At 61.3% G+C, this 23,372-nt stretch carries 24 protein-coding genes; 18 read left to right on the top strand and 6 right to left on the bottom strand.

The features are described 5' to 3' along the window. Window positions 1–16: 16 nt before the first annotated feature. The 11 genes from ACWGXF_RS16120 to ACWGXF_RS16070 all read left to right on the top strand — a co-directional run bounded on the left by ACWGXF_RS16120 (window position 17) and on the right by ACWGXF_RS16070 (window position 11,711). Entirely contained in the window at window positions 17–346 is a 330-nt protein-coding gene (locus tag ACWGXF_RS16120) for a hypothetical protein (protein WP_256630591.1), read from the top strand. A 173-nt stretch (window positions 347–519) separates the two neighbouring features. Further along, entirely contained in the window at window positions 520–1,488 is a 969-nt protein-coding gene (locus ACWGXF_RS16115; RefSeq protein ID WP_039050780.1) for an ABC transporter substrate-binding protein, read from the top strand. Window positions 1,489–1,604: 116 nt separating this feature from the next. Beyond that, window positions 1,605–2,486: an ABC transporter permease gene (locus ACWGXF_RS16110; protein ID WP_012838434.1), complete on the top strand. Its 882-nt coding sequence runs from the start codon at window positions 1,605–1,607 to the stop codon at window positions 2,484–2,486. A 134-nt stretch (window positions 2,487–2,620) separates the two neighbouring features. After that, window positions 2,621–3,415, top strand: coding sequence for an ABC transporter ATP-binding protein (locus tag ACWGXF_RS16105; protein ID WP_003064901.1), 795 nt, complete (start codon window positions 2,621–2,623; stop codon window positions 3,413–3,415). A 599-nt stretch (window positions 3,416–4,014) separates the two neighbouring features. Then, window positions 4,015–5,427: an amino acid permease gene (locus ACWGXF_RS16100; protein WP_003064899.1), complete on the top strand. Its 1,413-nt coding sequence runs from the start codon at window positions 4,015–4,017 to the stop codon at window positions 5,425–5,427. A gap of 185 nt (window positions 5,428–5,612) precedes the next feature. Continuing rightward, entirely contained in the window at window positions 5,613–6,989 is a 1,377-nt protein-coding gene (locus ACWGXF_RS16095; RefSeq protein WP_256630592.1) for a DUF1329 domain-containing protein, read from the top strand. Between the two features lie 58 nt (window positions 6,990–7,047). Further along, the gene (locus tag ACWGXF_RS16090) at window positions 7,048–7,428 is read left to right on the top strand and encodes a hypothetical protein (protein WP_164091599.1); all 381 of its coding nucleotides are present in this window, start codon (window positions 7,048–7,050) and stop codon (window positions 7,426–7,428) included. A 38-nt stretch (window positions 7,429–7,466) separates the two neighbouring features. Beyond that, entirely contained in the window at window positions 7,467–9,182 is a 1,716-nt protein-coding gene (locus ACWGXF_RS16085; RefSeq protein ID WP_452102133.1) for a SulP family inorganic anion transporter, read from the top strand. Between the two features lie 40 nt (window positions 9,183–9,222). After that, entirely contained in the window at window positions 9,223–10,017 is a 795-nt protein-coding gene (locus ACWGXF_RS16080; protein WP_452102104.1) for a GGDEF domain-containing protein, read from the top strand. Window positions 10,018–10,021: 4 nt separating this feature from the next. Beyond that, entirely contained in the window at window positions 10,022–10,873 is an 852-nt protein-coding gene (locus tag ACWGXF_RS16075; protein WP_012838439.1) for a MinD/ParA family protein, read from the top strand. Window positions 10,874–10,925: 52 nt separating this feature from the next. Next, window positions 10,926–11,711: a sulfurtransferase gene (locus ACWGXF_RS16070; RefSeq protein WP_256631250.1), complete on the top strand. Its 786-nt coding sequence runs from the start codon at window positions 10,926–10,928 to the stop codon at window positions 11,709–11,711. A gap of 149 nt (window positions 11,712–11,860) precedes the next feature. Here the strand turns inward: ACWGXF_RS16070 and ACWGXF_RS16065 are convergent, their stop codons facing one another. The 3 genes from ACWGXF_RS16065 to ACWGXF_RS16055 form a co-directional block, all read right to left on the bottom strand. Then, entirely contained in the window at window positions 11,861–12,415 is a 555-nt protein-coding gene (locus tag ACWGXF_RS16065; RefSeq protein ID WP_034355547.1) for a flavodoxin family protein, read from the bottom strand. Window positions 12,416–12,585: 170 nt separating this feature from the next. After that, on the bottom strand, window positions 12,586–12,993 hold the full coding sequence (locus ACWGXF_RS16060; protein WP_003064883.1) for a DoxX family protein: 408 nt from the start codon (window positions 12,991–12,993) through the stop codon (window positions 12,586–12,588). 69 nt (window positions 12,994–13,062) lie between these two features. After that, entirely contained in the window at window positions 13,063–13,764 is a 702-nt protein-coding gene (locus ACWGXF_RS16055) for a pirin family protein (protein ID WP_003064881.1), read from the bottom strand. Between the two features lie 121 nt (window positions 13,765–13,885). Between ACWGXF_RS16055 and ACWGXF_RS16050 the strand changes: the two genes are divergently transcribed. The 4 genes from ACWGXF_RS16050 to trmB all read left to right on the top strand — a co-directional run bounded on the left by ACWGXF_RS16050 (window position 13,886) and on the right by trmB (window position 17,937). Continuing rightward, complete coding sequence (locus tag ACWGXF_RS16050) at window positions 13,886–14,824, top strand: LysR family transcriptional regulator (protein WP_256630594.1); 939 nt, start codon at window positions 13,886–13,888, stop codon at window positions 14,822–14,824. A gap of 133 nt (window positions 14,825–14,957) precedes the next feature. Continuing rightward, window positions 14,958–16,073: an NAD(P)/FAD-dependent oxidoreductase gene (locus tag ACWGXF_RS16045; RefSeq protein ID WP_039050777.1), complete on the top strand. Its 1,116-nt coding sequence runs from the start codon at window positions 14,958–14,960 to the stop codon at window positions 16,071–16,073. Window positions 16,074–16,114: 41 nt separating this feature from the next. Then, the gene (gene gluQRS, locus ACWGXF_RS16040; protein WP_256630595.1) at window positions 16,115–17,173 is read left to right on the top strand and encodes a tRNA glutamyl-Q(34) synthetase GluQRS; all 1,059 of its coding nucleotides are present in this window, start codon (window positions 16,115–16,117) and stop codon (window positions 17,171–17,173) included. Window positions 17,174–17,202: 29 nt separating this feature from the next. Next, a complete protein-coding gene (gene trmB / locus ACWGXF_RS16035) occupies window positions 17,203–17,937 on the top strand; it encodes a tRNA (guanosine(46)-N7)-methyltransferase TrmB (protein ID WP_256631251.1) in 735 nt (244 codons plus the stop codon). Window positions 17,938–18,166: 229 nt separating this feature from the next. On the opposite strand, the gene alaS is transcribed toward trmB, so the two are convergent. Next, on the bottom strand, window positions 18,167–20,791 hold the full coding sequence (alaS, locus tag ACWGXF_RS16030) for an alanine--tRNA ligase (protein ID WP_041744126.1): 2,625 nt from the start codon (window positions 20,789–20,791) through the stop codon (window positions 18,167–18,169). A gap of 210 nt (window positions 20,792–21,001) precedes the next feature. Here alaS and ACWGXF_RS16025 point away from each other — a divergent pair, with 210 nt between their 5' ends. Next, window positions 21,002–21,295: a hypothetical protein gene (locus tag ACWGXF_RS16025; protein WP_039050774.1), complete on the top strand. Its 294-nt coding sequence runs from the start codon at window positions 21,002–21,004 to the stop codon at window positions 21,293–21,295. A gap of 52 nt (window positions 21,296–21,347) precedes the next feature. Here ACWGXF_RS16025 and ACWGXF_RS16020 read toward each other — a convergent pair whose 3' ends face one another. Beyond that, window positions 21,348–21,746: a DUF4259 domain-containing protein gene (locus tag ACWGXF_RS16020; protein WP_039050773.1), complete on the bottom strand. Its 399-nt coding sequence runs from the start codon at window positions 21,744–21,746 to the stop codon at window positions 21,348–21,350. Window positions 21,747–21,849: 103 nt separating this feature from the next. Further along, on the bottom strand, window positions 21,850–22,323 hold the full coding sequence (gene smpB, locus ACWGXF_RS16015) for an SsrA-binding protein SmpB (RefSeq protein ID WP_003054725.1): 474 nt from the start codon (window positions 22,321–22,323) through the stop codon (window positions 21,850–21,852). 159 nt (window positions 22,324–22,482) lie between these two features. On the opposite strand from smpB, the gene ACWGXF_RS16010 reads away from it, so the two are divergent. Together ACWGXF_RS16010 and ACWGXF_RS16005 are read left to right on the top strand one after the other, a co-directional pair. Beyond that, window positions 22,483–22,935, top strand: a complete 453-nt coding sequence (locus tag ACWGXF_RS16010) for a type II toxin-antitoxin system RatA family toxin (protein ID WP_003064868.1) — start codon at window positions 22,483–22,485, stop codon at window positions 22,933–22,935. Beyond that, entirely contained in the window at window positions 22,928–23,290 is a 363-nt protein-coding gene (locus ACWGXF_RS16005; protein WP_012838448.1) for an RnfH family protein, read from the top strand. The genes ACWGXF_RS16010 and ACWGXF_RS16005 overlap by 8 nt, the downstream gene beginning before the upstream one ends. The last annotated feature ends 82 nt before the right edge of the window (window positions 23,291–23,372 follow it).

Below are 23,372 nucleotides of genomic sequence, written 5' to 3'. Positions count from 1 at the left end.
GCAGCAGCTGCTCCGGATGCTGCGCCACAAAGCCTGCGCCAGCCATTGCTGGGCAGGCTTTTTTCATGGGCTGAATGTTTTTAGCAACGCAGGCCGCCAAATGTCCACAAATTTGCAGCATCACAGAAAAAACGCATGCCACCGCAATCGCCGCAAATCACTCATTGAAGATCGCTTGACGGCGCAGAAAGAGCCATGTTCAAAAAACAGGCAATTGCATCAATATGCCTGCCCATATCGCATCATGCGCAGGAAAAATGCGGCACAAAACCTAAATCAGGCACCACTCAACGCAATATTGCGCGCCATAGCCCTGCTTCCACACACACTAACTCCTGCCAATTAGCGCTTTGCGCAGCTTTCATGCCATTTTTTCGCGATCATCGTATAGGGATAAACAAGGTTATCTCAATCGCGAAGACAGCCAGATCGGTGCAGTAGACTTTGCCGCGAGGCGACGCGCATCACGCACTGCCGTCTTAATTCACCTGCAACACACAACAAACGCTGGAGATACACATGAAGCAGCTGTCCTTGGCCCGCATGGGCGCACTGGCCCTGGCAATTTCCGCCATGTCGGGTGCCTATGCCGCCGATACCAAGTCCGTGGCCGTGACCGCCATTGTTGAACACCCCGCCCTGGATGCGGTGCGCGACGGCGTCAAGGATGCCCTGAAGGCAGCCGGCTACGAAGAAGGCAAGTCCCTGAAGTGGCAGTACCAGAGTGCACAGGGCAATACCGGTACGGCTGCCCAGATCGCGCGCAAGTTCGTGGGTGACAAGCCCGATGCCATCGTCGCCATCGCCACGCCTTCCGCCCAGGCCGTGATCGCGTCGACCAAGACCGTGCCTGTCGTGTTCTCTGCCGTGACCGACCCCGTGGCCGCCAAGCTGGTCGCCAGCTGGGAACCCTCCAAGAACAATGTGACCGGCGTTTCCGACCTGCTGGCCCTGGACAAGCAGATGGATCTGGTCAAGCAGGTCGTGCCCAATGCCAAGCGCATCGGCATGGTCTACAACCCCGGTGAAGCCAACTCCGCCGTGGTCGTGAAGGAACTGCAGGCCCTGCTGCCCAAGATGGGCTGGACTCTGGTGACTGCTGCGGCTCCCCGCTCGGTGGACGTCTCCAGCGCCGCACGCTCGCTGGTGGGCAAGGTGGACGTGATCTACACCAACACCGACAACAACGTGGTGTCGGCCTATGAATCGCTGGTCAAGGTTGGCCAGGACGCCAAGATTCCTCTGGTGGCTTCTGACACCGACTCCGTCAAGCGCGGCGCCGTGGCCGCCTACGGCATTAACTACCGCGATCTGGGCGAGCAGACCGGCCGCATGGTGGTGCGCATTCTCAAGGGCGAGAAGCCCGGCGACATCAAGCCCGAAGTCTCTACCAAGATGGAACTGTTCGTGAACCCCGGCGCCGCTGAAAAGCAAGGCGTGAAGCTGTCCGACGCGCTGATCAAGTCCGCCGCTACCGTGGTCAAGTAATCCACTCCCTGTCGCCAGCACTGCCGCTCTCAGGCGGTGCCAGCACAGCGGCAGGTGCCGTGGCAACATGGCCCTGCCGATTTTTTTAGACGTTTGCCGCGCCTGTCGCTCTCTCTATGTCTCTATTTTCCATCCTCGGTGCCATTGAAATTGGCCTGATCTTCAGCCTGGTGGCGCTGGGCGTCTTCATCTCCTTTCGCTTGCTGCGTTTCCCCGATCTGACGGTCGACGGCAGCTTTCCCCTTGGCGGTGCGGTGTGCGCCATTCTGATTTCCACGGGCACCAACCCCTGGCTGGCCACGCTGGCCGGCACGGCAGCCGGTGCCGTGGCGGGCTTCATCACAGGCTGGCTCAACGTCAAGCTCAAGATCATGGACCTGCTGGCCTCCATCCTGATGATGATCGGCCTGTACTCGGTCAACCTGCGAATCATGGGCGGCCCCAATGTGCCGCTGATCAACGAACCCACGCTGTTCACCATGCTGCAGCCGGCGAACATTGACGACTATGTGATGCGCCCTCTCATCATGCTGGGCTTCGTCATCGTGGCCAAGCTGGCTCTGGACTGGTTCTTTGCCACCGAACGCGGTCTGGCCATCCGCTCCACGGGCTCCAACGCCCGCATGGCCCGCGCCCAGGGCGTCAACACCGGCGCCATGATTTTGCTGGGCATGGCAATTTCCAATGGCCTGGTCGGTCTGGCCGGAGCGCTGTTCGTGCAGACGCAGGGCGGCTCCGACATCTCCATGGGCATCGGCACCATCGTCATCGGTCTGGCGGCCGTGATTGTGGGCGAGACCATCCTGCCCTCGCGCAAGATCATCTGGGCCACGCTGGCCGTGGTGCTCGGCGCCGTGGTCTACCGCTTCTTCATCGCTGCGGCCCTCAATATCGATGCCATCGGCCTCAAGGCACAGGACTTGAATCTGGTGACGGCAGTGCTGGTGACCATCGCACTGGTGATTCCGCAAATCAAGAAAAAGCTGAAGAGAAAGTAACCCCCTGAGCGGCTTTGCCGCGTCCCCCAAGGGGGACGATGGCCTTTGCTGCGGGGCGGCCCTTGCTGGCCCTCTCGCCAAGGAACTGCAGCACTAACAAATGCTGCGCCCTCAGTGACTGATCGGAATACATCATGCTGAACGCACAAAACCTCGAACTCACCTTCAATCCCGGCACGCCGATCGAAACCCGCGCCCTGCGCGGCCTGTCGCTGTCCATCCCCGACGGTCAGTTCGTGACCGTCATCGGCTCCAACGGCGCAGGCAAGTCCACATTTCTGAACTGCGTCTCGGGCGACCAGAGCGTGGACAAGGGCAAGATCGAAATTGCCGGCATCGACATGACGCGCATGCCGGTATGGTCCCGCTCCAAGCAGGTGGCCCGCGTGTTTCAGGACCCCATGGCCGGCACCTGTGAAGACCTTTCCATCGAAGAGAACATGGCGCTGGCGCACGAGCGCGGCAACCTCCGCGGCCTGTCCAAGGCAGTGAAGGCCAGCAATCGCGAGCTGTACCGCGACCGTCTGGCCACGCTGGGCCTGGGTCTGGAAAATCGCCTGACCGACCGCATCGGTCTGCTCTCGGGCGGACAGCGCCAGGCCGTGAGCCTGCTGATGGCGGCGCTGCAGCCTTCGCGCATTCTGCTGCTGGACGAACACACGGCAGCTCTTGACCCGCGCACCGCGGACTTTGTGCTGCAGCTGACGGCACGCATCGTGCAGGAAGCCAATCTGACCACCATGATGGTGACGCACAGCATGCGCCAGGCGCTGGATGTGGGCACGCGTACCGTCATGCTGCACCAGGGCAATGTGGTGCTGGACGTCAGCGGCGAAGAGCGCTCCAAAATGGACGTGCCCGACCTGCTGCATATGTTCGAGAAGGTGCGTGGCGAGAAGCTCGCGGATGACGCCTTGCTGCTCAGTTGATGGAGGCCGGACGGCCTGACCGCACACAGTTCACTATCAAAAAAGAAGCTGCCAGTCCTTGATAACCATTGGCTGGCGGCTTTTTTCATCTCAAGATAGAAACTATCGACAACCAACATTGACATTTCGGCATTTATTTTTGACGAAATTGACAATAAAACAATCAAATAGACAGATCCATGCCGAATGCACGCCAAGTATGAAGCCGCTCTCGTCGACGATTTGACGAAGATTTAAGGATATTTTTTGGAATTCCTGATCCAGTCATTAATTCTGAAATATCAAACACTTAGATATCGATTCAAGCCATGGCTGCCCTAATCCACAGCTCACGCTGTACGGCTCATGCGCAAATCGCTCACAATCTGCACCCTATCGGAAGCCACTGAGCACGATGCATGTCATCGCCGTTCACGCTGACCGCGTTGATACCCGGGGACTCCTGATATCAGGGCGCAACAAACGGGCATGGGGCCCAGGCTTTTACCAGCCAGGACCGCCAAGGCTTCATGATCCGCAAAAAACCAATATCTCTCATGAGCGATAGCCAAGCAAAAACTGACAACGGTGGCTTGCACCGTTCCCTCAAGGCCCGACATATGTCGATGATCGCCATCGGCGGCTCCATCGGCACCGGCCTTTTTGTCGCCTCTGGCGCAACCATCTCGCAAGCAGGCCCCGGCGGCGCATTGCTGGCCTACATGATTGTGGGCCTGATGGTCTATTTCCTGATGACCAGTCTGGGCGAGATGGCTGCACACATGCCAGTCTCCGGCTCTTTTGCCACCTATGGCGCCAAGTACGTGGATGAAGGCTTTGGCTTCGCCCTGGGCTGGAACTACTGGTACAACTGGGCCGTGACCATTGCCGTGGACCTGGTTGCGGCGCAGTTGGTGATGGCCTACTGGTTCCCCGGCACCAACGGCGTGCTGTGGAGTGCACTGTTTCTGGCACTGATGTTCGGCCTGAATGCACTGTCCGCCAAGGGCTTTGGCGAGTCCGAGTTCTGGTTTGCCGCCATCAAGGTCACAACGGTGCTGGTCTTCATCGCCATCGGCGTGCTGATGATCTTCGGTATTTTGCAAGGCGGCGCGCCTGACGGTATCTGGGGCAATATCGCCAACCTGAGCACAGGCGACGCGCCGTTTGCGGGTGGTTTTGCAGCCTTGATCGGCGTGGCCATGGTGGTGGGCTTTTCCTTCCAGGGCACGGAGCTGATCGGCATCGCTGCCGGCGAATCCGAAGATCCCGCCAAGAATGTGCCCAAGGCCGTGCGCAAGGTGTTCTGGCGCATTTTGCTGTTCTACGTCTTTGCCATCCTCATCATCGGCCTGCTGATTCCCTATACCGATCCCAAGTTGCTGCGCAACGATCTGGGCGATATCGCCGTCAGCCCCTTCACACTGGTGTTCGAACGTGCCGGCCTGCTGGGTGCCGCTGCCGTGATGAACGCCGTGGTGCTGACCTCCGTGCTGTCGGCCGGCAACTCCGGCATGTATGCCTCCACCCGCATGCTGTATGCGCTGGCCAAGCAGGGCATGGCGCCCAAGCTGTTTGCCCAGGTCAACACGCGCGGCGTGCCCGTGCTGGCATTGATCGCCACCACCGTGATTGCCGCCCTGTGCTTTCTGACCAATATCTTCAGCCCCGAAGTGGTCTACATCTGGCTGCTGAATCTGTCCGGCATGTGCGGCTTTGTCGCCTGGCTGGGCATTGCCATCAGCCACTACCGTTTCCGCAAGGGCTGCGAAGTGCAGAACTACGATATGAACCAGCTGCCTTACAAGGCAGCGGCCTTCCCCTTCGGCCCCATCTTCGCCTTTGTGCTGTGCCTGATCATCACCTTGGGCCAGAACTATGAAAACCTGATCAAGGACCAGATCGACTGGGTCGGTGCCATCGCCACCTATATCGGCCTGCCTCTCTTCCTGGTCATCTGGTTTGGCTACAAATGGGTCAAAGGCACCAAGATCGTCAAATACTCGGAAATGGATCTGAACGGCTCGCGTTAATACCTAGTCATTTTTGATCCCACCCAAGGCAGCGCCGGCAACGGCGCTGCCTTTTTTGCGTCCCGGGCCTGCCTCGAATGCCGTCGATTAGTCCCAACAGACGATTCATGTCATGACAAATATCTGAAGAATAAATGCTCACAGGCAACGGCCTGCAAGGTTTTTTCACTAGGAAAACAAGAGCAATGCAACAAAAGACGATGAGCACAGCACTGATGCTGTGCATAGGTTTGCTGAGCGCAGGAGCCGCCTGTGCCAAGGTTCTCGCCACGGAAGCCGACAAGCTGGGCAAGGAGCTGACCTGCACCGGCGCCATCAAAGCCGGCAATGCCGACGGCAGCATCCCGCCATTCACGGGCAAGATCCTGGGCGTTCCTCCCGGCGTGAAGTTCACCAAGTCAGTGGGACAGTTCCAGCCCGATATCTACGCCAACGAAAAGCCGCTGTTCGAAATCACGGCCGCCAACATGGCGCAATATGGCGACAAGCTCAGCGCCGGCCAGAAGGCGCTACTCGCCAAGTTCCCCACCACCATGCGCATTCCCGTCTATCCGGGCCACCGCGACTTCCGTTATGACGACGACATCTGCGCCGTCATCAAGCGCAATGCACTGGAAGCCGAGGTAGTCAACGACGGCAATGGAGTCAAGGGCTTCATGGGCGCTCTGCCCTTCCCCATTCCAAAGACCGGCCTGGAACTGCTATGGAACAACCTCATGCCCAGCCGCGCCAGCACCGAAGAGGTGGAACGCGACATGGCACTGGTGGGCGCAAGCGGCGATATCGCCTGGGGCCGCACCAGCTATATCCAGCTCAGTCGTTATGACTCCAAGGAAAATCTGGGCAAGCCCAACGAAGGCAAATACGCCTATGTGACGAATTTCTCCATCTTGCCCGAGCGCGAAAAAGGCGGAGTGATTCTGTCCATCGAGCCCATGAACTTCGGCACGGACAAGCGCCTGGCCTGGAATTACGATCCCGGCACTCGCCGCGTGCGCCAACTGCCCGAGTTCGGCTATGACCAGCCCTCCCCCGGCACCAGCGGCAAGGCGACCATCGACTCCGAGCGCCTGTTCAACGGCGGCTCCGAGCGCTACGAGTGGACCATGCACGGCAAGCGCGAGATGTTCATTCCTGCGAACACCTTCCGCATCAACCAGCAGATGAAATACGCCGATCTGCTCAAGCCCGGTCATCCCAACCCTGCCTACACCCGCTATGAACTGCGCCGCGTCTGGGTGCTGGAGGGCAAGCTCAAGCCCGGCTTCCGTCACCTGTACTCCAAGCGTGTGATGTTCATCGACGAAGACACCGGTCACGCCGTCTCGGGCGACTTCTACGACGCACGCGGCCAGTTGTGGCAGCACGGTGAAATCAATTACTACTATGCCTACGACATCAAGAAATGGCATGCGGGCACATCGTTCTACTATGACCTGAATGCCGGCTCCTATGTGAGCATGAATCTGGTCCAGGAGCGCCCCAAGGCACCGATTCTGGGCAAGGACGACCTCAAGCCCAGCCAGTACACTCCCGAGGCGATTCGCAACCTGGGCAACTGATAGACAACAGGTGGCTCAGCCACCGCGCGCACCGCACCGCAAGGTGCAAAGAGAGGCCATGAGCCTCTCTTTTTTATGGCCGCTGCCGCCCCGAAACTGGTGCGCACCCCGGCATATGCGCGGGCTGCGTGCTAGGATGAAACACGGTGCCAGCATTGAAAACCATAGCAGCTGGCGTCGTTTTTTCTGTCTTCGAGTCGATTTCAACGTGAACATCATTCACAAGCAGCCAACGACCCACCCGGTCGCATGGCAGGGCACGGATCTGGCGGGCGACCCCTTCCGGACTCATCGGCCATCCGCCGACACCCTTGCCGCCATCGCTGCCATGCGGGCCCGGTTCGAACAACGCCTCGAGTCACTTTGGAACAAGGCGTCCCGCTCGGCCAAGGTCGCAGCCTCGTCCTGTTTTAATCCCTGCACAACAAAGCCCGACTAAGCTTGCAGACGATTTAGTTCGCCGCAATCATGACTTCCATGCAATCCCTGGCCCGATGGCTGCCCTTTCTTAATTGGCCCAAACCGACTTTCGGCCTGCTGCGCGGCGAGTTCTGGGCCGGCTTGACCGTGGGCCTGATGTTGCTGCCCCAGGGCGTGGCTTACGCCGCGCTGGCGGGCATGCCGCTGATTACTGGCATCTATGCCTCCATCATTCCTGCTGCGGTGGCCATCCTCTTCAGTCCGTCGCCCCGCCTGGGCGTGGGGCCGACGGCGCTGAGCGCCTTGCTGATCGGCGCCTCTCTGACCGGCATGGCCGAACCGGGTTCGGCCCAGTGGGTGGTGCTCGCTGCATGGATGGCCATTCTGTCGGGCCTGGTTCAATGGAGTCTGGGCGTGGTACGCGCGGGCTGGCTGCTCAATCTGGTCACCTCGCCGGTACTGGCAGGTTTTACCCAGGCTGCTGCGCTGCTGATTCTGGCTTCGCAGCTGCCCACCCTGCTGGGCATGCGCGCTGACTGGTCCACCGTCTGGCATTCGCCGTCCATCTATCTGTTCAGCATCCAATCCATCGCCTACGGTCTGGTCAGCATGGGCTTGCTGATGTTGGCCAAGAAATGGCGTCCTGCTTTTCCCTCGGCCATTTTCATCATCGGTCTGAGCGGGTTCATCAGCTGGCTCACGGGCTTCGCCGATGCGGGCGGAGCCGTGATCGGCCACCTGCCTGCGGGACTGCCCAGCTTCCAATGGCCCGGCATGCTGGACTGGGAGCAGTTCGGCGCCCTCGTCATGCCTGTGCTGGTCATCTCCATGGTCAGCTTTCTGGAAACCGCGTCCAGCGCCCAGGTCGAACATCAGCAGGCCGGCACGCGCTGGAACGAGAACCAGGATTTGATCGCCCAGGGCCTGTCCAAGATCAGCGCCGGCCTGTTCGGCAGCTTTGCCACCAGCGCATCTTTCTCACGCTCTGCCGTCAATCTGCTCGCAGGCGCCAGGACCGGCTATGCCAACGTCTTTTCCATTTTGCTGGTGGTTGTGGTCGTGCTCTGGTTCATTCCCTGGCTCTACCATGTGCCCCAGGCAACGCTTGCTGCCATCGTGATCACCGCCGTGCTCAACCTGGTCAAGCCCAGCGCGATTCTCAAGCTTTTCAGGATCTCCAAGGTCGAAGCCAGCATCAGCGTCGCCACGCTGGTGCTGACCATCGTCACCGCCCCGCGCATGTACTGGGGTGTGTTCGCGGGCATCATGCTCAGCCAGGCTTACTACCTCTATCACCATCTGCACCCGCGCATCATCGAGGTCGGCGAGCATCCCGACGGCAGCCTGCGCAGCCGTCTGCTTTGGCAATTGCCACCCCTGGCACCTGAAGTCGTGGCTCTGCGCATGGATGCAGACCTGGACTTTGCCACGGCCACGGCACTTGAGCGCTACGCGGCCGATGCCCTGCAGCAAACGCCCCAGGCCAAAGACCTGGCACTGCTGATGCAGTCCATCAACAGCATAGACATCACCGGAGTCGAAACATTTGCCCGACTGGAACGCCTGGTCGCATTGCGCGGCGGTCTGCTGCACGTGGTGGGATTGAAGTTGCCGGCCGAGCAACGGCTGGAACGCGCCGGACTGCTGCACAAGGAAGGCAGCCCCATCAGGCTCTATCGCACGGATGCCGACTTTCTGCGAACGCTTGGCAATTTCCCCACAGAACTGAGTCGGATCAACGCTGACGAAAAGCCTACATCCACAAAAAGCTAGGGGTCGCTGCTACACTGACGGTCATCATTGATAGTTTGTCGTGACTTCATCCGCCCCCCACCAATCTGTGTTTTTGCGCGATCTGCGCCTTGCCACCGCACACAATCTGGTGACTCGCGCGGGCGGTAGCGATAACCGTCTGCCCACTGACACTCCCACCCATTACCTGCAAGCACTCATTGATGGCTTGTGCGCACTGTCTTTGCGCGCCCCCCTCACGGGGCTGGCCAACCGACGCCATTTCCGCTCCGTGATCGAGCGCGAAATCGACCGCGTGGCCCGCTCCGGAGAAACCGCACTGCTGCTGATGCTGGACATCGACCATTTCAAGCAGATCAACGACGAGCACGGTCATATTGCTGGCGATATGGTGCTGCAATCCGTGGCACAGACCCTGTCCGAAATCATTCGCCCCATGGACACCCTGGCGCGCTTCGGTGGTGAAGAATTCGCCATAGTGCTTCCGGTGTGCCCTGCGCATCAGGGCCGCGCGGTCGCCGAGCGCCTGCGCCAGGCCATCGAAAGCAACTCCATCGCTTTGTCCTCGGGCCAATCGCTGAAGGTCACTGTGAGTATCGGCGGGGTCTACGCCCAGCAATGGATTCGCAGCACGGCGCAACTGTGGACCGAGCGTGCCGATCGCCAGCTCTACCTGGCCAAATCGGCGGGACGCAACTGCGTCTGCGTGGAGGATCCGCCCGACAGTACGGTGAGTGCCGAGGAAAAAAGCCTGCTTTTCAGCCCTTTGCCTGCCGCTTCGTTAGAGGAAAATGTCTCTGACAATACAGCATCAGACGTAAACACCGACGCCGCAAGCCAGGTCATAACGCCTTGAGACGATGGACACCTTGGCCCCTCACCCTACTTTGCCCGCTCATATATCCATGGAAGATGCCCTGCGGGCGCCTGGCCGCAACAAGCAGGCCCACATCATTGCCGTCACCAGCGGCAAAGGCGGTGTCGGCAAGACTTTCGTCTCGGCCAATCTGGCTGCTGCGCTGACGCGTCATGGCTTCAGCGTGCTGGTATTGGACGCGGACCTGGGCCTGGCCAATCTGGATGTAGTGCTCAACCTCTACCCCAAGGTCACGCTGCACGATGTGTTCACGGGTCGCTCCACGCTGGAAGATGCCATTCTGACCACGCCGGGCGGCTATTCCGTGCTGCTGGCCGGCTCGGGCATGATCGAGTACTCGCGCCTGACCCCCGAGATTCGTTCCCAGTTCATGCGCACGGTGGAGTTGCTGCGCCCGCGCTACGACATCATCCTGCTCGACACCGGTGCCGGCATCTCGGATGTGGTGCTGTTCTCCGTCTCTCTGGCAACCGAAGTGCTGGTCGTGGCCACGCCCGAGCCCACTTCGCTGACCGATGCCTACGCTGCCATCAAGGTGCTGGCCCTGCAGCAAAAGCGCCAGCAGATCCGTCTGGTCATCAACCAGGCGCAACGCCCCGGCGATGGCCGCGCCATCACGGGCCAGTTGCAGCAGGTGCTCAACCGCTTCGTGACCACCGAGTCCGGCCAGCCGCTGCAGCTGACCCACTGGGGCGATATTCCGGTCGACTCCGCCGTGCGCGAGGCCGTGATGCGCCGCCAGCTGCTGCTGCAGGCCATGCCCGGAGCACCCGCATCCCTCGCAGTGGCACAGCTGTCCAATAAAATCAAGGCAGAGCTGACGGCCCCGGTCTGAGCTGCATCACCGTCGATGCAGCAGCCGCGCGGCCGCCCCCCCGGATATCGACGTGGCCGACATACTCAACATCTCCTGCTACAAATTCACGCCCCTGCCCGACGCCGACCAGTTGCGCCAGACGCTGCTGGAGCGTGCACATGACCTAAGCCTCAAGGGCACGGTGCTGCTGGCCGAAGAAGGCATCAACTTTTTCCTGGCCGGCCCTGCCCAGGCCGTGCGCAGTTTTGTGGACCAGCTGAAGCAAGACCCGCGTTTTGCCGACCTGGCTCCCAAGGAAAGCTGGTCCGAGACCGCGCCCTTTCGCAAAATGCTGGTCAAGGTCAAGAACGAGATCATCCGCATGGATCATCCCGCCATTCGACCCGCCCATGGCCGTGCGCCATCGGTCAGCCCGGCCACGCTGCGCCGCTGGCTGGAGCAAGGCCATGACGACGAGGGCCGCGAGGTGGTGACGCTGGACACGCGCAACGACTACGAAGTGGACGAAGGCGCGTTTGCCGGCACCATCGACTGGCGCCTGAGCAAGTTCACCGAATTCCCGCCCGCACTGCGCCAGCACAAGGACGAATTCGCCGGCAAGACCGTGGTCAGCTATTGCACTGGCGGCATCCGCTGCGAAAAGGCCGCCATCCTCATGCAGGACGAAGGCATCGAAAACGTCTACCAGCTCGAAGGCGGCATCCTCAAATATTTCGAGGAGACCGACGGCAAGTTCTACGACGGCGGCTGCTTCGTCTTTGACGGTCGCGACTCGCTGGGCACCGATCTGTCGCGCACCGAGCTGGTTCACCCCCGCCCCATCAAAAAGCATCTGATGGAACAGGACGCGGAGTAAGCAGCGCCAAGGTGGCGCTCAGCGCTACTATCAAAAACTAAGCGGCTAGCGCTGACTCAAGCTAAGTTTCAGAAACATTCATCCCTGAAACCCATGCAGGGCCATCGCTATCCGCTTTGAATTGGATAGCACCCAATTTAGCTGAACGCTTATCTGGCCCAGCGTGCTGCGGCCTTGGCCACACGCTCGCCAAACTGGCGTGCGGTTTCCAGATCACCGCCGGCCATCTCGCCGGCCGATGAGTCAGAGGGCGACTGCGCCATGGCACCGCAGAAACTGCCCATCCAGTTCACATCGTTGCGCTGGGCGGCCTTGGTATTCGAAGGCAGCAGGCCCAGTCCCACCCACACGCCGCCATGCTGCATGGCCAGGTGGTAGAAATAATCGAGCGTGACCTGCTTGTCGCCCTGCACGCTCGCGCTGTTGGTAAAGCCGGCAAACAGCTTGTCCTTCCAGGCCTGGGCAAACCAGGCCTTGGACGAGGCATCGGCAAATTTCTTGAATTGCCAGCTCGGAGCAGCCATATAGGTCGGCGCGCCGAAGACGATGGCATCGGCCGCGGCCAGTTGCTCCCAGCCGCCCTCGGGCAGATTGCCATCGGCGTCGATGGCCAGCAACTGTGCGCCCGCGCCCTGGGCCACGGATTGCGCCATGCGCTGGGTATGGCCGTAGCCTGAGTGGTAGACCACAACGATATTGCTCATGATTTCTTCTTTCCTGCTTGCATCGGCGCGGCCATCCGCCGCACCATCCTGTATCTGTGCCAAATAAAGGCCCGCCGGATTGACACCCGGCGGGCCTTGTCTTTCGAGAGCGCGCTAGCTTAACAAAGCTATGACCGCTTGCGCACTTTCAGCCTGCGCTGCCTCATGCTTCAGCCTTTGCGGCCGTCCATGCTCCAGGCGCCTGCCCCATGGGCGGCGTAGCCAAGCAGGCCCCCGACCACGGCGATGTTCTTCCAGAACAGCAGCTGCTGCATCATGGCGGCCTCTGCGGGCACGCCCCAGAAGTTATGGAAGAAGAAGCTGGCGATCAGCGTGAAAAATCCCAGGATCAAGGCCGCGCAGCGCGTGTGCCAACCCAGCAATATGGCCAGACCGCCCACGATCTCGATCACCAGGCCCACCGCCACCGCTACCTGAGGCATGGGCATGCCCGCCGATGCGGCATAACCCACGGTGCCCGCAAAGCCACTGATTTTCTGAATGCCTGCTGGCAGAAACAGCAGGGCAATCAGCACACGGCCCACCAGGTCCAGAGGATTTCGCAATTGATTCAACATTTAAACTCCAGTCATTGCGACCCAGGGCCGCGTTGGTTCATATCAGTACAAGCCTTGAAATTGTCAGACTCAAGGTTCCAGGTCAAACACCAGAACTTCCGCAGCCCGGCCATTGGCAAGGCGCAGGCGCTCCTCATTTTCAATAAGTGCAGCGTCGCCGCTTGTCAGCTTTTGTCCATTCACGTCCAGCTCGCCACGCACCAGGTGCACATAGGTCTTGCGACCGGCTGGCAGGGCCACATCGGCAGCCTCTTCTGCATCGAACAGACCGGCATACAGGCGTGCATCGGCATTCATGGGAACCGAGCCCTCGGCACCGTCGGGTGAAGCCACCAGACACAGACGTCCACGCTTTTGCGCCTCGCTGAATGTCTTCTGGGCATAGCCTGGCTCGATACCCGTCCGTGCGGGCAGCAGCCAGATCTGCAGAAAGTGCGTGGTCTGCTCCTTGGCGTAGTTCTGCTCGCTGTGCACCACCCCCGAGCCCGCACTCATGCGCTGCACCTCTCCAGGCAGGATGGGGGTTTCATTGCCCATGCTGTCCTTGTGCGAGAGCGCACCTTCGAGCACATAGCTGATGATTTCCATATCGCGGTGGCCGTGCGAGCCAAAACCTGTGCCGGGGGCAATCCGGTCTTCGTTGATCACGCGCAGATTGCCGAACCCCATATGGCGCGGGTCGTAGTAACCGGCAAACGAAAAGCTGTGATAGGACTTGAGCCAGCCGTGGTCGGCGTAGCCGCGTTCCTGGGATTTGCGCAGAGTCATCATGGTGTGCTTCCTTTCGTTCAAGTGACTGTCTCTATGGGCTCTACTGTAGAAGTCACCTGCCAGGCTGTGGCTGAACGGCGTTGATGGCATCATTCAAACTGTTTGAATCATCAATCTCACCATGCCCAGCTCCCGCGATGTGCTCACCCCCGACAGCCTGGCCATGCTGCAGGCCATTGCCGAAACCGGCAGCTTTGCCGCCGCTGCGCGCTCCCTGGGCCTGGTACCCAGTGCGCTGACCTACCGCGTGCGCCAGATCGAAGATGCGCTCGATGTGCTGCTGTTTGACCGCAGCTCGCGCCATGCCCAGGCCACGGAGGCCGGCCAGGCCCTGCTGCGCGAAGGCGCCCGCCTGCTGCAGGAGATCGATGCCGTCGCGCACCGCGTCAAGCGCGTGGCCACGGGCTGGGAGCCGCAGCTGACCATCGTCATCGACGGGGCCGTGGCCCGCACGCCCATCTTCGAGCTGGTCGAAGCCTTCTATGCGCTGACCCCGCCCACCACGCTCAAGCTGCGTGATGGCATTCTCAACGGCACACTGGAAGTGCTGACCAGCGGCCATGCCGATCTGGCCATTGGAGTGGCGGTCAACACCAGCAATGTCTCCGAGCTGCAGACGCGCGAAATCGGGGAGATGGATTTCGTCTTCGCCGTCGCGCCGCACCACCCCCTGGCCGGACTCGACGAGCCGCTGTCCGACGAGTTGCTGCTGCAGCATCGCATGGTGGCCGTGGCCGACTCCGGCGTGCGCACCAACACCAGCTTTGGCCTGGTCAACGGCCAGGACGTGCTCACCGTGGACAGCATGCAGGCCAAGCTGGAGGCCCAGATACGCGGCATTGGCGCCGGCTTTCTGCCACGCGGCATGGTTCAGGCCTATCTGGATGCCGGCCTGCTGGTCACAAGACAGGTGCAGCGCGCCAGTCGCAATCTGCGCCTGCACTATGCATGGCCCGGCCCCGCCCACCGTACGCCTGGACGTGCCCTCCAGTGGTGGCTGACGCAACTGGAAAGCCCCGCCACGCGCAAGGCGCTTATGGAAAACCATCACCGTCAATAAGCTGCTGCGCGTCGCAGCCATCACGCGGGAGGTGTAGAGTGAGTTGCGCTGCAACAATTCAGCACAAGCAGCACTTGCTATCTTTTGGATAGCTGCTACGCTAGAACTCAAACGGTGTCGAAAAGGCTTTTTCATGAATGCTTCCCGCACTCACGCGTCCGCAACTGCCTCCGCTTCTTCCCCTTCCCCGCATACCGGTGCCAAGCGCATTGCCGTCATCGGCGCGGGCATTGCAGGTCTGGCCTGTGCCCGCACGCTGATGCAGGCCGGGCACGACGTCCATGTCTATGAGCGCCTGACCCAGGCCGGCGGACGCATGCGCTCGGTCAGCGGCCCCTACGGCAGCTTTGACATCGGCGCCCAGTTCTTCACCGTACGCGACCCGCGCTTTCAGCAAGTGCTGGACACCACGCCCGGCAATCTGCGCGCCTGGAGCCTGAACAGCGTGCAGACCCGCAACGCCCAGGGCCGCAGAGTCGACAAGCACACGCCGGTGCGCGAGACCCACTGGGTCGGCATGCCCGATATGCAATCGCTGCCACTGGCCTGGGCAGCGCCGCTATGGGATGCCGGACGCCTGCATCTGGGCCAGTCCCTGCGCGCCATGAGCCACCACATTGCCAGCGGCAGCAGCCACAGTCGCCACCAATGGTCCCTGATGCTGGATACCGAAGACCACGGCCCGCAGATTGCTGCCGACTTCGATGCCGTGGTGCTGGCCGTGCCGGCGCCCGTGGCCGCGCAGCTTCTGCAGACCGCGCCTCAGGGTGCGGCCCTGGCCAGGACACTGGCCCCTGTGGAAATGGCCCCCTGCTGGGCCATGACGCTGTCCTACCCCATGGCTGCTCAGGCCGGCCTGACCACACTGGGCCCGCAGTGGAATGCCGCACGCAGCACGCATGAGCGCGTTGCCTGGGTGGCCCGCGAGTCCTCCAAACCCGGCCGCGCCCAGACCGAGCGCTGGACGATTCATGCCAACCCACTGTGGTCCAACGAGCACCGCCACGACGACGCCACGCGCGTGCTTGCCAAGCTGCAAAAGGCCTTCGGCGAGATCACGGGCATCCGCGTTGCGCCGCGCCATGCCAGCGTCTACCTCTGGCAGCATGCCCAGACGCTGGCACCCCTGGGCAGGCCGTTCAGCCACGACCCCTCGGTCGGCCTGAGCCTGTGCGGGGACTGGTGCATAGGCATGCGGGTGGAAGACGCTTTTGTCTCTGGTCTGGAAATGGGGCTGGCCCTGGCCTGAGCCAACTGCGCGCAGTCAAGGGGCGTAAGATGGCGTCCCTCATGACTGCGGCCCTCTCCCGTTCCTCCTCCAGCGCTCCCTGCACGGGGCCATATATCGGGCGCTTTGCGCCCTCTCCCACCGGGCCGCTGCATGCAGGCTCTCTGGTCGCGGCACTGGCCAGCTGGCTGGATGCACGCGCCCACCACGGACGCTGGCTGATTCGCATCGAAGACATCGATCCGCCACGCTGCCAGGCTGGCGCCGACCAGGAAATCCTGCGCCAGCTGGCCGCCTGCGGCCTGCATTCCGATGCCCCCGTGGTCTGGCAGTCGCAGCGCCACGCACTCTATGAAAAAGCGCTGCAACAACTGCAGGCGCAAAAAATGGCCTACCCCTGCGGCTGCACGCGCAAGGACATCGAAGCCGCCTGGCTGGCACAGGGACTGACTCACGAACGCCATGTGGAGCGGCCCTACCCCGGCACCTGCCGTCATGGCCTGCAGGGCAAGCCTGCCAGAGCCTGGCGCTTTGCGCTGGAGCAGCAGGTATATGACTTACAAGAGAATCAACCCGAAATACCCTACCAACAAGCGCAAGCAGCTACGCAAAGCATAGCAATCGGGCACTCTTTCCTGGAAAGCAAGCGTCCCGTGCTGCACTGGCAGGACCGGCGTCTGGGCGCGCAGCAGCAAGACCTGCTCGCCAGCGTGGGCGACTTTGTGCTGCGCCGAGCGGACGGGCTCTGGGCCTACCAGCTGGCCGTGGTCGTCGACGATGCCGAGCAAGCCATCACCGATGTGGTGCGCGGCGAAGACCTGGCCGACAACACCCCTCGCCAGATCGTGCTGCAGCACGCCCTTGGTCTGACCCAGCCGCGCTATCTGCACACGCCGCTGGTCTGCATGGAAAACGGAGAAAAGCTCTCCAAACAGCATGGCGCACCCGCCGTGGATGTCAGCCAGCCGCTGACCGTGCTTTCTGCCGCAGCGCAGCAGCTGGGCCTGCCACAAGCGCCCGCAGCCGCATCCTGCAGCAGCGAAAGCCCCGCAAGCGCCTTGCCTTTGGCACTGGACTTCTGGGTCCGATGCTGGCGCCAAACCTACAATATTGCCCCGTGACTTCTTCAAATCCAACACCTACCACCGATATGGCCGAAAACGTGCCAGCCGCTGACGCATCCGCAGCATCTCAAGGCCAGGCGCCCGAAGGCGTGGCCTATCCCAAGACCATCAAGAGCTATGTACGCCGCGCCGGCCGCACCACCACGGGCCAGGCCAAGGCTTTTGAAGAAGTGGGTCCGCGCTTCCTGCTGCAATACCAGAAGGCTCCTCTGGACGCCGCTGCCGCCTATGGCCGCGACGGCAAGCTGATTCTGGAGATCGGCTTCGGCATGGGTGAAGCCACCGCTCATATCGCCCGCGTGCGCCCCGACGATAATTTCCTGTGCTGCGAAGTGCACGAGCCCGGCGTGGGCGCGCTGCTCAAGCGCATTGGCGAGCAGGAGATCGAGAACATCCGCATCCTGCAGCACGATGCCGTGGAAGTCATCGACAACATGCTGCCCGAAGCCTCGATCGACGGCGTGCACATCTTCTTCCCCGATCCCTGGCACAAGAAAAAGCACAACAAGCGCCGCCTGATCCAGAGCCCGCTGATCGCCAAGCTGGCTGCTCGCATCAAGCCCGGCGGCTACATCCACTGCGCCACCGACTGGGAACCCTATGCGGTGCAGATCCTGGAAGTGCTGAACGCAGAACCCATGCTGCAGAACACGGCTGAGAACTACGCCGAAAAGCCCGACTACCGCCCGCTGACCAAGTTCGAAAACCGTGGCATTCGCCTCGGTCATGGCGTCTGGGATCTGGTGTTCAGGAAGAAGTAACCCCCTGAGGCGCTTTGCGCCTTCCCCCTTTTCTCTACGCGCTTCGCGATAAGGAAAGGGGGACGACACCCTCGGTGCGGGGCGGCGCGGCCGGCCCAGGCCCTTCCTCGGTGTCTCCGACTTGGGTTATGCCAGTTTCCAAGGGTTCGCTCCAACAATAAAAAACGCTCCTCATTGAGGAGCGTTTTGTTTTGGGTCAAGGCAGCCCCAGCTGCCTTTTCCGATGCGCTTACAGGCGCTCGGCCACCCAGGCTTGCACGCTGGCCAGCGCTGCGGGCACGGCTGCGGCATCGGTGCCGCCGGCCATGGCCATATCGGGCTTGCCACCGCCCTTGCCGCCCACTTGCTGGGCCACAAAGTTCACCAGCTCGCCGGCCTTGACCTTGGCTGTTTCAGCCTTGGTCACGCCTGCAGCCAGTTGCACCTTGTCGCCATCCACGGCAGCCAGCACGATCACGGCTGCGCCCAGCTTGTCCTTGAGCTTGTCCATGGTGTCGCGCAAGGTCTTGGCATCGGCGCCTTCGAGCTTGGCTGCCAGCACCTTGACGCCATTGACGTCGGCAGCCTGCGTGGCCAGCTCATCACCCTGGCTGGAAGCCAGCTTGCCCTTGAGCGCAGCAATTTCCTTTTCCAGCGCCTTGATCTGATCCAGCGCACCGCCGATGCGGTTGGTCAGCTCGGCCGCAGGGGCCTTGAAAGCGGCTGCGGCCTGGTCCACGGTGGACTCCAGCGACTGCAGATAGGCCAGCGCGTTCTCGCCGGTAATGCCTTCGATACGGCGCACGCCAGCGGCCACGCCGGATTCGCCCACCACCTTGAACAGGCCGATGTCGCCGGTACGGCTGACGTGAGTGCCGCCACAGAGCTCGCGGCTGGAGCCGATGTCCAGCACGCGCACGGTTTCGCCGTACTTCTCGCCGAACAGCATCATGGCGCCGGTCTTCTGGGCGCTTTCGATGTCCATCACGCGGGCGTCGGTGGCGGTGTTGGCCAGCACCTCGGCATTCACGCGGGCTTCGATCTCGCGGATCTGCTCGGCCGTCACCGGGGCATTGTGCGCAAAGTCGAAGCGGGTGCGCTCGGCATTGACCAGCGAGCCCTTTTGCTGCACATGGCCGCCCAGCACTTCGCGCAAGGCCTTGTGCATGATGTGGGTGACCGAGTGGTTGCGCATGGTCGCGGCGCGCACGGCCGTATCCACCTGTGCTTCAACGGCATCGCCCACCTTCAGGCTGCCGGCTTCCAACACGCCGTGGTGACCGAATACATCGGCCTTGATCTTGAGCGTGTCTTCCACAGCAAAGCGGTTGCCGCCTGCGGCAATCACGCCCTGGTCGCCGACCTGGCCGCCGGATTCGGCGTAGAAGGGGGTCGTGTCCAGCACCACGACACCGCTTTGGCCGGCCTTGAGTTCATTCACGCTCACGCCATCGGCGTACAGCGCGACGATCTTGGCAGCCTCGGCCAGCTTGTCGTAGCCGGTGAACACATTGGCGTCCCCCGTGTATTCCAGCGCGCGGTCCATCTTGAACTTGCCGGCTGCGCGCGCCGTTTCCTTCTGGTGCTGCATGGCTGCGTTGAAGCCTGCCTCGTCCACAGTCACGCCACGCTCGCGCGCCACGTCGTTGGACAGGTCCAGCGGGAAGCCGTAGGTGTCGTGCAGCTTGAAGGCCACATCGCCGGGCAGCACCTTGACGTCACCGGCCAGCGCGCTGTCCAGGATTTCCATGCCGTTGGCCAGGGTCTCGAAGAAACGCTCTTCCTCGGCCTTGAGCACGCTGGTGATATGCGCTTCCTGCTCCTTGAGCTTGGGGTAGGCATCGCCCATCTGCACCACCAGGTCGGCCACCAGCTTGTGGAAGAAGGGAGTCTTCTGGCCCAGCTTGTAGCCGTGACGGATGGCGCGGCGGATGATGCGGCGCTGCACATAGCCGCGACCTTCGTTGGAAGGAATCACGCCGTCGGACACCAGGAAGGAGGTGGCACGGATATGGTCGGCAATCACCTTCAGCGAAGGAGTGCTCAGATCTTCGGTGCTGGTTTCGCGGCCGGCAGCCTTGATCAATGCCTGGAACAGGTCGATCTCGTAGTTGCTGTGCACATGCTGCAGAATGGCAGCCAGGCGCTCCAGGCCCATGCCGGTGTCCACGCAAGGTGCGGGCAGCTTCACCACGGAGCCGTCTTCCTTCATGTCGAACTGCATGAACACGTGGTTCCAGATCTCGATGAAGCGGTCGCCATCTTCGTCAGGCGAGCCGGGAGGGCCGCCGGCAATGTGCTCGCCGTGGTCGTAGAAGATTTCCGAGCAGGGGCCGCAGGGGCCGGTGTCGGCCATCATCCAGAAGTTGTCGCTCTTGTACTTGCCGCCCTTGTTGTCGCCGATGCGGATGATGCGCTCGGCAGGCAGGCCGATGACGTTCTTCCAGATGTCATAGGCCTCGTCGTCTTCGTGATAGACCGTGGCCAGCAGCTTCTCGGCGGGCAGGCCGAAAACCTTGGTCAGCAGCTCCCAGCCCCACTCGATGGACTCCTTCTTGAAGTAGTCGCCGAAGGACCAGTTGCCCAGCATTTCGAAGAACGTGTGGTGGCGCGCGGTGTAGCCCACGTTTTCCAGGTCGTTGTGCTTGCCGCCAGCGCGCAGGCAGGCCTGCACCGAAGTTGCGCGGTTGTAGGGGCGCTTGTCCGTGCCCAGGAACACGTCCTTGAACTGCACCATGCCGGAGTTGGTGAACATCAGCGTCGGATCGTTGCCGGGAACCAGCGAGCTGGACGCGACAACCGTGTGGCCCTTGGAAGCGTAGAAATCCAGGAACGTCTTGCGGATGTCCGCAACGGAAAAAGTGGGTGTACTCATGGTGTTTGGTATGAAGACGCCTGCATGACGCCTGCGATCAGTACGGCCCGGCGCTGCTTTTTCAGGAGCTGCGCAGACAGGCAAATCAGCCGAACATTATAGGTTTGCGGCCACATACCCGCGCGGCCTTGTGCCGATAACAGCGATCATGAATTTTCATGCGTTGCATTAATGTCTTCATCATCGGCTTGCGGATAATCGGCAACCACTATGAGCGATACACCCCAAACCGAGACCTCCAAGCCCCCTGCCCCTGCCAAAAACCGCCTAGTGGTCTGGCTCATCGCCCTGCCCGTGATCATCTTTGGCGCGCTCATGCTCATCGGCCAGTTCATGGACGATCCACTCAGCAAGCAGCGCTGGACGGAAGCAGAAACCATCAAGATCTGCTGGAAACAGACGGCCAAGCCCGAGGCCGAGCGCAAGACCCAGGAGTTCAAAACCCCTCAGGACTGCGAACGCCTGGAGTTCGATTTCAAGACCCGCTACGGCGAAAACCCTTGAGGCAGCCGCGTCGCGGCAGGCCCGGGGCAGGCGTCCTGGGTAACTGAGGGGCTTACTCTTCGCCCCAGTCTTCGTCCATGCCCTCTTCCTCTTCTGCTGCAGCCAGCGCGATCATGCGATCGAAGGTCTCGATGATCGCGATGCGGCGGTCCTGCTTGTAGCCCTCCTCGGGCTCCAGCTCGTCGATGCTCTGGTCCCAGGCCTGCAGATAAGTGGCTTTCCATTGCTCCAGCGTCTGCAGATCAGGCCACAGCGGATGCATGCCGCCCTCGGCCATGGCGCACAGCAGCTCGATGCGGCAGGGAACCAGATCGGACTCAGACTCGCCTGCCTGCAAGGCCTCGGGCGAGTCCAGGGCCTCGGCAATTTCATCGATGAGCTGGCCCGTGATATCGGCCAGCCAGTCCAATGCGGTGTCGTTATCGAAATTGCCGTGCGACCAAGTGCCCATGACCAAACTCCTTGCTGCGATATGTCAGTAAAGCAAGGCCCAACATAGCGGGCCTTGATGTCAGAACTGTGTCAGTGCGGAAGATCGATCCAGGCGCGGCAGGTCAACGGTTGCGGTTTTTCATGGCGCGCTCCACCTCGCGCTTGCCTTCGCGGTCCTTGATCACGTCGCGCTTGTCATGCTCGGCCTTGCCCTTGGCCAGGGCGATCTCGCATTTCACGTATCCGTTCTTCCAATGCAGATTGATGGGCACCAGGGTATAGCCCTTTTGCTCGACCTTTCCGACGAGGCGCTTGATCTCGTCCTTTTTCAAGAGCAGCTTCTTGATACGTGCCGAGTCGGGATTGACGTGTGTGGAAGCCGTCTTGAGCGGGTTGATCTGGCAGCCCAGCAGGAACAGCTCGCCGTCCTTGATCAGCACATAGCCATCGGTGAGCTGCACCTTGCCGCTGCGCAGGGCCTTGACCTCCCAGCCGTGCAGCACCATGCCGGCTTCGTGGCGCTCCTCGAAGAAATAGTTGAAAGCTGCTTTTTTATTGTCGGCAATGCGCGACGATGTTTCTGGTTTCTTGGCCATGGAATATTAGTTGCAGGCGGACCGGAGATGAAAGCTCTCCCTACAATACTGGATTGCCGTCTCGCCTCTGAGCGATGATTTTAGTTTCGCATCGCGCCTCTGGGTGCATTGGCCTAGGCCAATTCCCTGCTCTTGCGCCCTGCTGATTGCTCTTTGTTCATGAAAAACGTCAACAAGTCCGTCCTCATCTGGTACAGCCCCGAAGAAATGTTTGCCCTCGTGACGGATGTGGCCCACTATGCCGACTTTCTGCCCTGGTGCGATCATGCCAAGATTCTGGAGCAGGACGACACAGGCATGACAGCCGAGGTGGGTATTGCGTTCAGCGGACTGCGCAAGTCTTTCGTGACGCGCAACACGAACAGTAGCATGGATGACGGCGGCAAGCAGGTCAGCATGCGTCTGGTCAAGGGACCTTTCTCGCGTCTTGAAGGCCACTGGCGCTTTCATCCTGTAGGCGACGGCACGCAGCGCGCCTGCAAGGTCGAGCTGCAACTGGACTACGGCTTCGAGAACGGTGCCGTAGCCGCCATCATCGGCCCGGTCTTCGACCGCATCGCAGGCTCCATGGTTGACGCCTTCATCAAGCGAGCCGAGCAAATCTATGGCTGATGCCCTGCCGGAGGTGATCGACATCACGGTCTGCATCTCGCCCTGCTCCGGCACCGTGCAGGAAGCCTTGTTGCAGCTTCCCGCAGGTAGCACCGTCCAGCAGGCGCTGGATGCCGTGACCGCTTCAACAGCATTGCCGGACCTGCAACTGCCCGAACCCTTGGCCGGCATGGTCGGCATCTGGGGCAAGGTCGCGAATCCGGGCCAGGTTCTCAAACATGGCGATCGCCTGGAAGTCTATCGCCCGCTGACCGTGGACCCCAAGGTTGCCCGACGCGAACGCTTTGCCCGCCAGGGCGCGCGCAGCGCCGGACTTTTCAAACGTCAGAGAGACGGAGCCAAGGCGGGTTACTAGCCAACAGTGACCCGTCCTAGATTAGGTTGACACCTAGAGCGGTAATTCAAGCCGGCAGATACCGGCCAGGGACGCCCGATGC

The sequence above is a fragment of the Comamonas sp. HJ-2 genome, from assembly GCF_053615495.1.
This window is presented reverse-complemented; position numbering and strand designations above follow the sequence as displayed.

Bases quoted from the DNA above. Each gene is read 5' to 3' on its own strand.
- ACWGXF_RS16095 (WP_256630592.1), top strand. From the start codon at position 5,613: ATGCAACAAAAGACGATGAGCACAGCACTGATGCTGTGCATAGGTTTG.
- ACWGXF_RS16025 (WP_039050774.1), top strand. From the start codon at position 21,002: ATGAGCGATACACCCCAAACCGAGACCTCCAAGCCCCCTGCCCCTGCC.
- gluQRS (WP_256630595.1), top strand. From the start codon at position 16,115: ATGACTGCGGCCCTCTCCCGTTCCTCCTCCAGCGCTCCCTGCACGGGG.
- ACWGXF_RS16120 (WP_256630591.1), top strand. From the start codon at position 17: ATGCTGCGCCACAAAGCCTGCGCCAGCCATTGCTGGGCAGGCTTTTTT.
- ACWGXF_RS16020 (WP_039050773.1), bottom strand. From the start codon at position 21,746: ATGGGCACTTGGTCGCACGGCAATTTCGATAACGACACCGCATTGGAC.
- trmB (WP_256631251.1), top strand. From the start codon at position 17,203: ATGGCCGAAAACGTGCCAGCCGCTGACGCATCCGCAGCATCTCAAGGC.
- ACWGXF_RS16075 (WP_012838439.1), top strand. From the start codon at position 10,022: ATGGACACCTTGGCCCCTCACCCTACTTTGCCCGCTCATATATCCATG.
- smpB (WP_003054725.1), bottom strand. From the start codon at position 22,323: ATGGCCAAGAAACCAGAAACATCGTCGCGCATTGCCGACAATAAAAAA.
- ACWGXF_RS16010 (WP_003064868.1), top strand. From the start codon at position 22,483: ATGAAAAACGTCAACAAGTCCGTCCTCATCTGGTACAGCCCCGAAGAA.
- ACWGXF_RS16085 (WP_452102133.1), top strand. From the start codon at position 7,467: ATGCAATCCCTGGCCCGATGGCTGCCCTTTCTTAATTGGCCCAAACCG.
- ACWGXF_RS16060 (WP_003064883.1), bottom strand. From the start codon at position 12,993: ATGTTGAATCAATTGCGAAATCCTCTGGACCTGGTGGGCCGTGTGCTG.
- ACWGXF_RS16065 (WP_034355547.1), bottom strand. From the start codon at position 12,415: ATGAGCAATATCGTTGTGGTCTACCACTCAGGCTACGGCCATACCCAG.
- ACWGXF_RS16090 (WP_164091599.1), top strand. From the start codon at position 7,048: ATGAGCCTCTCTTTTTTATGGCCGCTGCCGCCCCGAAACTGGTGCGCA.
- ACWGXF_RS16005 (WP_012838448.1), top strand. From the start codon at position 22,928: ATGGCTGATGCCCTGCCGGAGGTGATCGACATCACGGTCTGCATCTCG.
- alaS (WP_041744126.1), bottom strand. From the start codon at position 20,791: ATGAGTACACCCACTTTTTCCGTTGCGGACATCCGCAAGACGTTCCTG.
- ACWGXF_RS16110 (WP_012838434.1), top strand. From the start codon at position 1,605: ATGTCTCTATTTTCCATCCTCGGTGCCATTGAAATTGGCCTGATCTTC.
- ACWGXF_RS16100 (WP_003064899.1), top strand. From the start codon at position 4,015: ATGTCGATGATCGCCATCGGCGGCTCCATCGGCACCGGCCTTTTTGTC.
- ACWGXF_RS16115 (WP_039050780.1), top strand. From the start codon at position 520: ATGAAGCAGCTGTCCTTGGCCCGCATGGGCGCACTGGCCCTGGCAATT.
- ACWGXF_RS16050 (WP_256630594.1), top strand. From the start codon at position 13,886: ATGCCCAGCTCCCGCGATGTGCTCACCCCCGACAGCCTGGCCATGCTG.
- ACWGXF_RS16055 (WP_003064881.1), bottom strand. From the start codon at position 13,764: ATGATGACTCTGCGCAAATCCCAGGAACGCGGCTACGCCGACCACGGC.
- ACWGXF_RS16105 (WP_003064901.1), top strand. From the start codon at position 2,621: ATGCTGAACGCACAAAACCTCGAACTCACCTTCAATCCCGGCACGCCG.
- ACWGXF_RS16045 (WP_039050777.1), top strand. From the start codon at position 14,958: ATGAATGCTTCCCGCACTCACGCGTCCGCAACTGCCTCCGCTTCTTCC.